Genomic DNA, 12054 nt, shown 5'->3' on the forward strand with positions numbered 1-12054 from the left:
GCTTTCCGCCGATCCTGTGGTCGGGTCGGCGGAATGTCCCGAAAACCGGCGCATCTTGGCAGCCGAAGCGTCCTTTCGGACAGGTCTTGATCACTTCAAGGCGTTTCCCGTAGCCGGATCAAACAATACAAGCGATTGTTTTCGAAGCCGTGGCTGCGCGGTCGTTGGCCGAACTTGCGACGCTTGTGAGACAGGCGCATTGCCGTCGCGCTGCGTGCCGCCAAAGCCATACCCTCTGGCCGACGGAATTCGTGCCGGGATCGTCGACGTCGGACCTATGGTATCCGGCCCAAGCCATTGATCTGTGAGACGCGACCACTTGTCCCCCCGGCGTCTTCAGATCGCCTTCCGTCCAGCCATTCAACCTGCGGCGCGCCGCCGCGCCCCAATAGCATTTCGCACAACCCGAGCCATATACTTGCCTGACCGGCCTGATGTCGGCGTGTTACAGAAGCGATGGTAACGATGGACACTCTTCTGCTTTCCCGAATCCAGTTCGGGGCAAACATCTCGTTCCACATCCTGTTTCCGACGATCACCATCGCTCTGGGCTGGGTGCTTCTGTTCTTCAAGCTGCGCTTCAACGCGACCCGGGACCGCAAGTGGGCCGAGGCCTACATGTTCTGGGTCAAGGTCTTCGCCCTGACCTTCGCGCTGGGTGTCGTGTCGGGCATCACCATGTCCTTCCAGTTCGGCACCAACTGGCCCGGCTTCATGGAGACGGTCGGCAACGTCGCCGGGCCGCTGCTGGCCTACGAGGTGCTGACGGCCTTCTTTCTTGAGGCGGTCTTCCTGGGCATCATGCTGTTCGGCGCAAGCCGGGTGCCGGGCTGGTTGCACACTCTGGCCACCGGCCTTGTCGCCTTCGGCACCACCATGTCGGCGTTCTGGATCCTGGTCCTGAACAGCTGGATGCACACGCCGCAGGGATATGAGCTGCGCGATGGCATCGTGCATGCGACCGACTGGTGGGCGATCATCTTCAACCCCTCGATGCCCTACCGTCTTGGCCACATGCTTTTGGCCAGCGGCCTGACCGTGGCCTTCCTGCTTGCCGGGATCAGTGCGCTTCGCCTGTTGATGAACGACCGCAGCGCCAGCGTGCGTTCGACCTTTCGGGTGGGCGTCATCCTGGGCGCGGTGCTGATCCCGGTGCAGATCCTGATGGGCGACATGCACGGGCTGAACACGCTGGAGCATCAGCCGCAGAAGGTGGCCGCGATGGAGGGCAACTGGGAAACGCAAGGCCACGTGCCGCTGCTGCTGTTCGCGCTGCCCGACGAAGCGGCCCGGACCAATCATTTCGAGATCGGCATCCCCAGCCTCGCGTCGATCATCCTGAAGCACGACCCTGCTGGTATCGTGCCCGGCCTGAACGACTTCGTCACCGCCGAGGGCGAGGTTATGCACCCCCCCGTGGCCCCTGTCTTCTGGTCCTTCCGCATCATGGTGGGCGTCGGCATGCTGATGCTGCTGGCCAGCTGGACGGGTGCCTTTCTCTTGTGGCGGCGCGGAGTGGACGCGATGCCGCGGCTGTACCTTTACGGGATGTCGGGGCTTGCCTTCTCGGGCTGGATCGCCACGCTGGCGGGCTGGTACACGACCGAGATCGGCCGCCAGCCCTGGCTGGTGCAGGGCGTGCTCAGCACCAAGGCCGCCGTGGCCGATGTGCCCGCGCCGATGGTGCTGACGACGCTGCTGGTTTATCTGGCCGTCTATGCCGGTCTGATCCTGGCCTACATGGGGGTCATCACCTACATGGCCCGCAAGGCTGCCCGCGGCGAACCCCTGCCCAAGGACGAACGGGTGAAGGGCGGCGAAGCGATGGCCGTGCCGGCGGAGTAGCAGAGATGTTCGCCAGCCTGGACCTGCCCTTCATCTTCGCCGCCCTTCTGGGCCTGTCGATCCTGATCTACGTCGTCCTTGACGGGTTCGACCTTGGCGTGGGCATCCTGTTCCCCTTCGCCACGCCGGACGACCGCGACACGATGGTCGCCAGCATCGGCCCGTTCTGGGACGCGAACGAGACCTGGCTGGTGCTGGCCATCGGGCTTCTCCTTGTCGCCTTCCCGGTGGCGCATGGCGCGATCCTGACGCAGCTTTACCTGCCCGTGGCGGTAATGCTGGTCGGGCTGATCCTGCGCGGCGTCGCGTTCGAGTTCCGCGCCAAGGCTCCGCTCAAGCACAAGCGCGCCTGGGATGGTGCCTTCTTCACTGGCAGCCTGATGACCGGCCTGTCGCAGGGCTTCATGCTGGGGCTGTACATCATGGGCCTCAGCTACACCTGGTGGCATGTCGGCTTTGCCCTGATCACGGCGGTCTTCCTGACCGTGGCCTACAGCTTCATCGGCGCGACCTGGCTGATCGCCAAGACGGAAGGCCCGTTGCAGAAGAAAGCCGTGGAGTGGTCGCAGGGCGGCATCTGGGGCGTCGTGCTGGGGATGGGAGCGATCTCGCTTGCCACGCCGTTCGTGTCCCAGCGGATTTTCGACAAATGGTTCGGCCTGCCGCAGATCCTGTATCTGTCGCCGCTTCCCGCGCTGTCGGGGCTGTTGGTCGGGCTGATCTGGTGGAAGCTTCGCCGCCTGCCGATGGCGGGGGACCGTTTCGCCTGGGTCCCATTTGCCGCCTCGATCGCGCTTTTCGTGCTGGGCTTCGCCGGGATGGCCTACAGCTTCTATCCCTTCATCGTGCCCGAGGCGATCACGATCTACGAGGCGGCAAGCGCACCCGAGTCGCTGGCGATCATCCTGGTCGGCACGCTGATCGTGCTGCCGACGATCCTGGCCTATTCGATCCTCAGCTACTGGATCTTTCGCGGCAAGGCGACGCCATTGCGTTATGATTGACCGCCGCTCGCTGTAAGTGACCTCTTCAGACAGACCGTTGCGATGCCATGCGCTCGGCCTCGAACATCGGACCGCCGCGCCAGCGCGGGTAGCCGTAGCCGTGCACTTCCACCAGGTCGATGTCCGACGCGCGCAGGGCGATGCCTTCGGCCAGGATCGCCTTGCCCTCGGCCACCATCGCCGCCGTCAACCGGCCGGCAATGTCTTCGGCACTCAGGCTTGGGCCTGGGGTAAGGCGATTGGCCAGCAAGGCAACGACGGTCTCTGAGGGCGTTGGCTCCCGGTCGCCCGGCGCATAGTCATACCAGCCGGCGCCGGTCTTCTGCCCCTTGCGCCCCGCGCGAACAAGGATGTCGCACAAAGCTTCCGGCACGTCCTGACCCGCCGACCGCGCGGCTTCGCGTTGCAGGTAGGCGATGTCGAGCCCGCCCAGATCCTGTGCCTCGAATGGCCCCATTGCAAAGCCGTACCCGCGCATGGCGGCGTCGATTGCGGCGATGGGCGTGCCCTGGCGGACCAGCATTTCCGCCTCGGCCCGGTAGCGTGTCAGGATGCGGTTGCCGATGAAGCCGTCGCAGATCCCGGACTGGACAGGGATCTTGCCAAGGCTGCGGGCCAGCGCAAAGCCGGTCGCCAGAGTCGCGGGTGAGGTCGCGGGCGTCGGAACGATCTCCAGGAGCTTCATCACGTTGGCCGGGCTGAAGAAATGCAGGCCGATGAAGCGGTCGGGATTCGGCAGGCCTTCGGCAATGAGACGCGGGTCGAGGTAGGAGGTGTTGGTGGCGAGGATTGCGTCGGGACGGCAGGTCTGGCCCAGCCGGGCAAAGACCGCGCGCTTGACGGCAAGGTCCTCGAACACAGCTTCGATCACGAGGTCGGTCTCGGCCAAGAGGCTATAGTCGCTGCCGGCGCAGACATCCTTCACCCGGGCCTGCGCCTCTGCCTCGGTCAGCTTGCCCCGCTTGACCGCGGCGTCGAAGATGTTGCGAAGGTTCAAAAGGCCGCGCTTGACCGCCTCGGCGTCGCGTTCGATCAGGGTGACGGGCAGGCCTGCATCGCGAAGGGCAGCGGCGATACCCGCGCCCATCGTGCCGCCACCGATCACTGCGGCGGATCGGACCCCGCGCGGCTTGGCGTCGGCCAGATGCGCGGGTCGGGGGGCAGCGCGTTCGGCGAAGAAGATATGGCGCAGGGCTGCGGCCTGATCCGAGGCGCGAAGGTCAAGGAAGGTCGCGCGCTCAAAGGCCATCGCTTCGGCAAAGGGCTTCTCGGCGGCCATCCGCAGGCAGTCCAGCGCGCGGAGGGGGGCAACTTCACCCTTGGCGCGCTTGGCGATGGCCTGGCGCTGCGCGTCCCACCAGGCCGGGTCGGGTGAGGTGACGGGACGGGCGGAAATTGGCTGCGGCAGGGTCCGGGTCAGGGCGTCGTGGGCGAAGGTGACGGCTTCTGCCCGCAGCTCGCCCGTCACGACCTTGTCCACCAGACCCAACGCCAGCGCCTTGGCGGCCTTGACCGGCTTGCCTGTCGTCACCAGGTCCACAGCCGCTTCGACGCCAGCCAGACGCGGGGTACGGACTGTGCCCGAAGCTCCGGGGACGATCCCGAGAGTGACTTCCGGCAGGCCCACCAGGGCGCTGTCCAAAGCGACACGGAACCGGCAGCCCATCGCGACCTCGAACCCGCCGCCCAGAGCCGAGCCATGGATGGCGGCCACCCAAGGCTTTGCGGTCTGCTCCAACCGGCCGACGAGGTCGGGCAGATGCGGGGGCATGGGGGGCTTGCCGAATTCGGTCACGTCGGCGCCGGCGATGAAGGTGCGCCCGGCGCAGATCAGCACCACAGCGCGGACAGACGCGTCGGCGTCCAGCCCCTCCACCGCGTCCCACAGGCCCTGGCGCAGGGCCTGGCCAAGCGCGTTCACCGGCGGGTTGTCCACGGTGACGATGGCGATGTCGCCGTCGCGGTCGATGTTGACTGCCATCTCAAATCCCCAGGTAAGCGTCGCAAAGGCGCGGGTCGGCGATCAGCTTGGCGGGGGTCAGCTTGGCGAGGGGTCGGTCCATCGCGATCCGCCCCGTCTTCATAACATAGCCCCGGTCCGCGACCCTCAGCGCGCCACAGGCGTTCTGTTCCACCAGAAGCACCGTCACGTCCAGCACCTTCAGCCCCTTCACCACATTGAATAGCCTGGCCACGATGATCGGTGCCAGACCCATCGAGGAGTCGTCGCGCAAAAGACACGGCGACCGACCCGTCACCGCGCGAGCCTTCGCCAGCAACACTGTCAGGGTGTTGAATATCTGCCACCCTGCGGGGGGCTGCGCCAGACGGCGGTCACCTGTCGGTCGATCAGTCCAGTTGATCCAGCATCAGGCGCAAGGCCTGTTCCAGCCTGCGCCGGTCGATGGCGGTGAAGTCGCGGTCAAACTGTATCTCCAGCCTGCCGATGGCGGCGACGCATTTGCCCCGACCCGTCTTGCGGTCGAACGAAAAGCTGGCCATCGCCTTGGCCGGCGTGTCGCGCCGGACGGTTGCCGCAGCATGAGGCGTGCCGGACCGGCTTTCGGCCGTCTCGTCGGCAAAGCGCCGCAGGATGGTCAGTTCGTCAGTGACCGAGCGATGATCCCATCCCTTCAACTCGCCCCGGATGAGCAAGGCCAGACCATCGACCTCTTCCAGCCGTCGGGCCAGGGCCAGGCCAAGAGCGCGCGGGATCTCCTGGGGATAGAGCAGATCGCCGCCCAGCCGTTCGACCAGCGGCAGGAAACTGCGAATGTAGCTGCGCTTCTGGTAGCTCGCTGACCTGAAAAGGACCGCCACCGCCTTGTCCGGGTCATGGACCGCAGTTCCGGGATCGCCGGCGTAGTCCAGCGCAAGCATCGCCATCTCGGCAAAGGAGATGTCCTTCCGCACCAGGTTCTCGTCCACCATCCTGCGGTAAAGCGCCTCGAGGTCGTCACCTGGCTGGCTTACCGCAGCCGGGATCGTGCCATAACGGTCGGCATCACCTGTCTCCTTCAGAAGCTGACGGTAGGCCGACAGGCGGCGGTAGCCCTGGATCAGTTCGAACCGGCCATCGGCACGGGCCTCAAGCCGGATCGGGTTCGACAGGCCCAGCTCGGTGATCGAGGTCTTGAGCTCGGCAAGCTCGAAGTCCGGTGCCTTCCTGCGGTCGCGGACCAGCTTGTGCATCTCGATCAGGTCCAGAGCGACCAGCTCGACCACCAGACCCAGACGCTTCAGCCGGACATGGTCCTGCCTCAGAGTGTCGTCCCTGGGGCCGACCTGCGCCTCGATCTTCAGCCGCTCGTTGGCCGGGGAGATGGTCCTTGCACTTGCTGCTGCCGTCGGCCCGCTCTGGGACGGTGTGTCGAAAACCTTCCCCGCAGGGAAGGTCTGGTCTGCGGCACCCCCGGGGTCTTCGCGCAGGAGGGTATCGAACACGCGGCGTTTTTCGGTCATGGCGGGTCCTTCCGGTCTTGTCACAGGCAGCCAACGGGCTGACGCAAGTTTCCTGATGGGCGCGGCCGACAGGGACTCGCGCATGGCACGAGGTCTTGCGCGAAAACCTTGCGGAAGGCTTCGAACATCGCACGGTGAAGGGTCTTGACCGGGGTGGCATCACAAAGGGATGGGGCACAGGCCCAGGGCCGAGCAATCTTCCCCGCGGGGAAGGTCGGGTCGCCCCAGGTCGATGCAAGGTCTGACTGCCCGGACCGGAGCGAAGGTCAAGCTGCGGTTCGGGCAGTCATCGCATGGCGGTCACGCCGCCGTGTGCAGGGTTGCCATGCGACGGGCATCCTCGGCACGAACATTGCGGCTGGCCTCGCGCGCCTTGCAGCGGTCGACCCAGTCGCGGATCAGCGGGTCATCGGGAGTGCCCTCGGGGAACCAGGCATAGGGGCCGTGCAGCAGGATGTCCGCGGCGGTGAACTTCGCCCCCATGATCCAGGGCCCCGTTTCCAGCGCCGCGCGCAGCCGCGCGACCGCCGTCTTGTGGTCGCGGATAGCCGCCGTCAGCCAGGGGTGCGAGACGCCGGCGCCTTCCAGGATGAAGGCGGGTTCCAGCACGCCCTGATACCAGGCCATCCAGGTGGCGAAGGCCCCCCACTCCGGGGTGCCGACCTTGGGCGCCAGGCCGCTGTCAGGGAAAAGGCTGGTCAGGTGCAGGATGATCGCTGCGCGTTCCGTCAGAACCACCCCGTCGTGCACCAGCGCCGGAACCTTGCCCTCGGGATGCGGGTTCGCGGGATCGCGACCGCCCGAGCCGTCCATGCGGGGGATCGTCACCGTGCGCACCGTGACCCAGTCCTGGATGCCCATCTCCTCGATCAGCGAGAGGATCGCGACCGAGCGGCTTTCGGGGGAATGAAAAAGGGTCAGCATGTCTTTCTCCTTTGCTTGTTCATGGGACAAGGGTAACCATTCCTTCCTGCCAGAACCTGTCAGGATCAGATGCCCAAGTCCGACCGCCTGTTCCGCCTGTTGAACGCCTTCCGGCTGCTGCCTCAGCCGGTCACCGCCGCCCGGCTGGCCGAAGAGATGGGCGTGTCCGAACGCACCCTTTATCGCGACATCCAGGCTTTGCGGCTTGCCGGAGCATTGATCGATGGTGAGGCCGGGGCGGGCTATACCCTGACCGAGGACCCTGCCCTGCCGCCGCAGATGTTCACCCGGCTGGAGGTCGAGGCGCTGGTCCTGGGTCTTGCCGAGGTGACGATGGCAGGCGACCCGGCGCTGGCAAGGGCTGCCGCCCAGGCCCAGGCGAAGATCATCGCCACCCTGCCAGACCGGGTGCAGCGCCAGGCGATCCATGCCGTGACCCAGACCTACCGCTTCGACCGCCGCGCGCCCTTGCCGCCGCACATGCAGACCCTGCGCGAGGCCGCCTGGGAGGAACGCGCGCTGGACCTGACCTATCGCGACCTGTCGGGCCAGGTGACCGACCGCCGGATCTGGCCACTTGGCACTGTATTCCTGGACCGTGAGGTCATGGTCCTTGCCTGGTGCTGCCTGCGCCAGGATTTCCGCCGCTTCAAGGTGCACCAGATGGACCGGGTCATCCTGACCGACGAAAGCTTCCGCCCCCGCCGGGTGCCGCTGTTGCGCAGCTTCATCGACCAGCTGCGCACCGAGGGCCGCCGCCCCGCCCGCGCTTGAAAGGCTTTGGAACCGCGTGATAGCGTCCCGGCGCACGTTCAGGGAACCCAGATGTCCGAAAGCCCCGCCACGCTTGATCCGACCAAGAAGCCGGCCGGGGCCATGACGATGGTCTACAAGGACTATTACTTCCTGCAGCGCTGGGTCGACTATTACGGCCGCCAGTTCGGGCGAGAACACCTTTACGTGCTGTCCCACGGCGGCGACCCAGAGCACGACCGCATCTGCGAAGGTGCCAACGTCATCCGGCTGCCACGCGACCCGACGCTGTGGCGGATGGAAAGGCGGCGCTGGGGCATCAACTCTCAGTTTTCGGCGGGGATGCTGCGCTATTACAACTGGTTCATCGTCGGGGACGTGGACGAGGTGGTGATCGTCGATCCCGATGTCGCGCCGGACCTTGTGACCTACCTGGGCCGCTACACGAACTCCAGGAAAGCCCCCGCCTCGCTGTGTCCCTTTGGGATCGAGCTGGTCCACAACCCGGAAGCCGAGCCGGAACCGCTGGCCGATGACGCGCCGATCCTGTCGCGGCGGCGGGTGTTCCGGGCCAACGCGAATTACGCAAAGCCTTGCGTCCTGCGCAAGGAAACCGGCTTCACCATCGGCGGACACGCGAACAGCCACCAGCCCCGCGTGCTGGACCCGCACCTCTACCTGGTCCACCTGCGGTTTTTCGACTTCGACAGGGTCACGGAACGCCTTGCCGGCCGCAAGGACATGCGCGCCATCATGGCCGGGGACCGCAACCCCGATGAAGTGGGCAAGGCCTGGAGCAAGGATCTGGAAACCTTCCTTGCGCTATCCAAGGGCGTTGCCGTCCGTGAAGACGCCGAGCTGCCCGATTTCCGCAAGCGGATGGTCGAGGAACAGCAGCACCTGCACGACGGCAAGATCACCTTCTTCGGCGGCGGCCGGACCAAGTCGCTATTCCGCCTGCCAGAACGTTTCGCCTCGGTCTTCTGACCCTTTGCCAAAGGCCCCATCATGGAACTGAATCGCCGCCCCGTCGCCTCGCTCTGGATTGGGGAAAACCTGCACTACGTGAACCAGCTGTGCCTGAAGTCACACCTGGTGATGGGCCATCCGGTGACGCTGTACTGCACCGATCATGTGCGTAATGTGCCGCAGGGGGTCGAGGTGCGCCCCGCGTCCGAGATCATGGAGATCGACCGCGCCATCGTGGCCGAAACCTCGGCCTCGTTCCTGTCGAACGTCTTCCGCTACAGGATGATCGCCAAGACCGGCGCGATCTGGATCGACTGCGACGCCTACTGCTACCGCCCCTTCCCCGAGGGGCAAGAGCATATCTACGCCGGCCACGGGATGCGGGGGGCGCTGAACTGCGGCGTGGTGGCGATGCCCAATACCGGCAAGCTGATCGAAAGCCTGCTCGACTATTACGACAACCTGCCGGACTACCCGGCCTGGTGGGGCAACCGCCAGAAGAAGAAGATGGACAAGCTGGACCGCTCGCTGCCCAAGGCGGTCCGCATCTTCCAGACCGAGCGCACCGCCTTTGGCCCGCAGGCCTTTACCCACTTTGCGCAGGTCACAGGCGACATCGACAAGGCGATGACCGCCGACACGCTGTATCCCGTGCCCTTCCAGCTGAATGACGTCTTCTACGATCCTCATTCCAATGTCGAAGGCCATTTCACCGACGCCACCCTTTCGGTCCACATCTACACCAACGCCGCCCGGCCCTGGTGGCGCAAGAACCCGCCCCTGAAGGGCAGCTACATCGCCCGGATGTGCGAGAAACTGGACATCGACCCCACCGCCGCGCTGGAAGAATGAGCTTCGCCCACCAGACCAGCCCGCATGGGTCGCTGGTGGTCCTCTCCACCATGAAGGACGAAGGTCCGTTCGTCGTGGAATGGGTGGCACACCATCTGGCCCTGGGCTTCACCGAGCTGATGGTCTACACCAACGACTGTTCCGACGGGACCGACACGCTTCTGAAGCGGCTGGAGGCGATGGACACCGGGGTCCACCACCGCGACAACGTGATCCCCAAGGGGATGAAGCCGCACCCTTCGATGCTGAAGGCCGCCGCCGAGGAGCCGCTGATCGTCAACTCGGACTGGGTGCTGGTGATCGACGCGGACGAGTTCATGGTGATCAACCACCCCTCGGGCACGCTGGACGGTCTGGTCACCGACCTGAACGCGATGGATGCCCATGCCATCGTGATGACCTGGCGCATCTTCGGGTCCTCGGGTGTCCGCGACTGGTCGCGTCAGCCGATCACCGACCAATTCACCCGCGCCGCTCCCGAGTTCTGGAACAAGGGCTGGGGCACCAAGACCATGCTGCGCTTCGATGCCGAACATCAGCGGCTGGGCATGCACCGCCCGGTGATCAAGGAGAAGTTCCGCGAAACGGACTACCCTGACAGCCAGCACTGGGTGAACGGCTCGGGGCGGCCCCTGGAGGAATGGTTCAAATTCCGAGGCTGGCGCTCGATCCGCCGGACCGTTGGCTACGACTGGGCGCAGATCAACCACTACGCCATCAAGTCGATGGACGCCTATACGCTTCGCAAGTTCCGCGGCAATGCCAACGGCAAGCTCACGAAGTATGGCTCGGACTACTGGTCCTTGCAGGACCGGAACGAGGTCGAGGATGTGAAGATTGCCCGCCACCGCGACCGGCGTGACGGCATCATGGCGGCACTTCTGGAAGATGACGAAGTCCGCCAGCTGCACGAGGCCGCCCATGCCCGGGCCGAGGCGCGACTGGCAGAGATCCGGCTTTCGCCCGACTATCAGACGATGGTCGACGACCTGGTCGCCGGGTCCAGTGTGCCTATAAGTCAGGTCGTCGCCAAGCCGCCGAAGCTCCGCGACAAGGAGGCGGTCAAGGCGGTCCAGACCAAGCTGGAGCAGCGCCGCAACGCCCTGCCCAAGGAAGACCGCCGCACCCCGCCGCCGCCCGGCTGGGGCTCGCCCTTTGCCTCGCCCTATGTCTCGGGGTCGGCGGACTTGTCGGCGGATATCCCGCTGGAGGTGGTCGAAAACCAGACGGTGAAGATCCCGCTCGACCCCCGCGTCTTCACCGCCGCGACGATGGAGGTGCTGAAGTCCGGCAAATTCGATCGCCGTCATGCGCGCAACATCGCGGGGTTCCTGAACGGCTGCACCCGGCTTCTTGACCTGGACTGCGGCATCGGTTTCGTCGCTTTGCGCGCCAAGGCCGCGAACCCGGACCTGCAGGTGACGATCCACGAGGAAAGGCCCGCGCTGCTGCTGATGTCGCGTCGGATCGCCGCGCTGAACTTTTCCGATGCGGCCGGTATCTCCTGGTCGCAGGCGACGCTGAACCCCGAGGGCGTCTGGTCCGGCCTGCACAAGCTTCTTGCCGCCACACGACCGGAGGTCTTGCGCCTTTCCGGGCCGCTCCTCTCGGCCGAGGCGTTCAGCGAGGCTTCCCTCACCAGTGTCCGACGCATCCTGGTTCCGTTCCTTGACCCATCCGAGGTGACTGCCGCGCGCACAAAGCTGGCCCCGGCCCTGACCGAGCTGGGCTTCGCCGAGGACATGAACGGCGAGCCGAACGGAACGATCTATCTTCGCCGGGAATGACCCTGCGCCTGGCTTACGGGAAACATCCGCACGACCTACTTTCCGGCGGATCAGAAGAAGAACAACAGGGGAGACCGTCCCCGAAAGGCAGGCCATGCGGGCAATCCTGACCAGATGGAGCATCATGCGGGCACTTTGCCTGGCGCTGGTGCTTGCGATGGCGCTTGCCCATGCGGTCGAGACCGCCCATCACGGCCCGGGAACACAGGCCGCCGAGGTGGACCACCACGCCCATCCCGCTGATCTGGTTCATCACCATCCAGAGGCGAATCACGACGCCGACGACCATGACCATGTCAGCGTCGCCTTGCTGACCAGCCTGGGCGCCGAGGTCCATACGGACCCCTGCCGCCGGGACCTTTCGGCGGCCGTGGTGGCCGACATCTCACCGCCTGACGGGCCCAGGCGGCCACCCCGTGCGATGAATACCTGAGCCACTGCCCCAAGGCGGGCGGTCC

10 protein-coding genes and 1 pseudogene are annotated in these 12054 nt (G+C 65.6%); 7 read left to right on the plus strand and 4 right to left on the minus strand.

What is annotated here, in order from left to right; translation table 11 throughout:
• Positions 1 to 456: 456 nt before the first annotated feature.
• Both Q8M85_RS01465 and Q8M85_RS01470 read left to right on the plus strand, forming a co-directional pair.
• On the plus strand, positions 457 to 1845 hold the full coding sequence (locus Q8M85_RS01465) for a cytochrome ubiquinol oxidase subunit I (RefSeq protein WP_371135168.1): 1389 nt from the start codon (positions 457 to 459) through the stop codon (positions 1843 to 1845).
• A gap of 5 nt (positions 1846 to 1850) precedes the next feature.
• Positions 1851 to 2849 (plus strand): cytochrome d ubiquinol oxidase subunit II, encoded by a 999-nt coding sequence (locus Q8M85_RS01470; protein WP_305539344.1) that lies wholly within the window; start codon positions 1851 to 1853, stop codon positions 2847 to 2849.
• Positions 2850 to 2874: 25 nt separating this feature from the next.
• On the opposite strand, the gene Q8M85_RS01475 is transcribed toward Q8M85_RS01470, so the two are convergent.
• The 4 genes and pseudogenes from Q8M85_RS01475 to Q8M85_RS01490 form a co-directional block, all read right to left on the minus strand.
• Positions 2875 to 4830, minus strand: coding sequence for a 3-hydroxyacyl-CoA dehydrogenase NAD-binding domain-containing protein (locus Q8M85_RS01475; RefSeq protein ID WP_305539346.1), 1956 nt, complete (start codon positions 4828 to 4830; stop codon positions 2875 to 2877).
• Between the two features lies 1 nt (position 4831).
• Positions 4832 to 5128 (minus strand): annotated as a pseudogene (locus Q8M85_RS01480) (ABC transporter ATP-binding protein); the annotation flags it as partial.
• Positions 5129 to 5198: 70 nt separating this feature from the next.
• Positions 5199 to 6311 (minus strand): ParB/RepB/Spo0J family partition protein, encoded by a 1113-nt coding sequence (locus Q8M85_RS01485; protein WP_305539350.1) that lies wholly within the window; start codon positions 6309 to 6311, stop codon positions 5199 to 5201.
• A 300-nt stretch (positions 6312 to 6611) separates the two neighbouring features.
• Positions 6612 to 7235: a glutathione S-transferase family protein gene (locus Q8M85_RS01490; RefSeq protein ID WP_305539352.1), complete on the minus strand. Its 624-nt coding sequence runs from the start codon at positions 7233 to 7235 to the stop codon at positions 6612 to 6614.
• A 69-nt stretch (positions 7236 to 7304) separates the two neighbouring features.
• Here Q8M85_RS01490 and Q8M85_RS01495 point away from each other — a divergent pair, with 69 nt between their 5' ends.
• The 5 genes from Q8M85_RS01495 (at position 7305) to Q8M85_RS01515 (ending at position 12029) form a co-directional block, all read left to right on the plus strand.
• Complete coding sequence (locus Q8M85_RS01495) at positions 7305 to 8009, plus strand: YafY family protein (protein ID WP_305539354.1); 705 nt, start codon at positions 7305 to 7307, stop codon at positions 8007 to 8009.
• Positions 8010 to 8060: 51 nt separating this feature from the next.
• Positions 8061 to 8975 carry a glycosyltransferase family 2 protein gene (locus Q8M85_RS01500; RefSeq protein ID WP_305539356.1) on the plus strand — a complete coding sequence of 305 codons (915 nt, stop codon included), beginning with the start codon at positions 8061 to 8063 and terminating at the stop codon, positions 8973 to 8975.
• Between the two features lie 21 nt (positions 8976 to 8996).
• Positions 8997 to 9809, plus strand: a complete 813-nt coding sequence (locus Q8M85_RS01505; RefSeq protein ID WP_305539358.1) for a hypothetical protein — start codon at positions 8997 to 8999, stop codon at positions 9807 to 9809.
• On the plus strand, positions 9806 to 11596 hold the full coding sequence (locus Q8M85_RS01510) for a glycosyltransferase family 2 protein (protein ID WP_305539360.1): 1791 nt from the start codon (positions 9806 to 9808) through the stop codon (positions 11594 to 11596). Before Q8M85_RS01505 ends, Q8M85_RS01510 begins: the two co-directional genes overlap by 4 nt.
• Positions 11597 to 11720: 124 nt before the next feature.
• A complete protein-coding gene (locus Q8M85_RS01515; RefSeq protein ID WP_305539362.1) occupies positions 11721 to 12029 on the plus strand; it encodes a hypothetical protein in 309 nt (102 codons plus the stop codon).
• The last annotated feature ends 25 nt before the right edge of the window (positions 12030 to 12054 follow it).

The organism is Tabrizicola sp. (assembly GCF_030694085.1).
GTDB lineage: Bacteria > Pseudomonadota > Alphaproteobacteria > Rhodobacterales > Rhodobacteraceae > Tabrizicola.

Bases quoted from the DNA above. Each gene is read 5' to 3' on its own strand.
- Q8M85_RS01485 (WP_305539350.1), bottom strand. From the start codon at position 6,311: ATGACCGAAAAACGCCGCGTGTTCGATACCCTCCTGCGCGAAGACCCC.
- Q8M85_RS01470 (WP_305539344.1), top strand. From the start codon at position 1,851: ATGTTCGCCAGCCTGGACCTGCCCTTCATCTTCGCCGCCCTTCTGGGC.
- Q8M85_RS01515 (WP_305539362.1), top strand. From the start codon at position 11,721: ATGCGGGCACTTTGCCTGGCGCTGGTGCTTGCGATGGCGCTTGCCCAT.
- Q8M85_RS01505 (WP_305539358.1), top strand. From the start codon at position 8,997: ATGGAACTGAATCGCCGCCCCGTCGCCTCGCTCTGGATTGGGGAAAAC.
- Q8M85_RS01475 (WP_305539346.1), bottom strand. From the start codon at position 4,830: ATGGCAGTCAACATCGACCGCGACGGCGACATCGCCATCGTCACCGTG.
- Q8M85_RS01495 (WP_305539354.1), top strand. From the start codon at position 7,305: ATGCCCAAGTCCGACCGCCTGTTCCGCCTGTTGAACGCCTTCCGGCTG.
- Q8M85_RS01510 (WP_305539360.1), top strand. From the start codon at position 9,806: ATGAGCTTCGCCCACCAGACCAGCCCGCATGGGTCGCTGGTGGTCCTC.
- Q8M85_RS01500 (WP_305539356.1), top strand. From the start codon at position 8,061: ATGTCCGAAAGCCCCGCCACGCTTGATCCGACCAAGAAGCCGGCCGGG.
- Q8M85_RS01490 (WP_305539352.1), bottom strand. From the start codon at position 7,235: ATGCTGACCCTTTTTCATTCCCCCGAAAGCCGCTCGGTCGCGATCCTC.
- Q8M85_RS01465 (WP_371135168.1), top strand. From the start codon at position 457: ATGGTAACGATGGACACTCTTCTGCTTTCCCGAATCCAGTTCGGGGCA.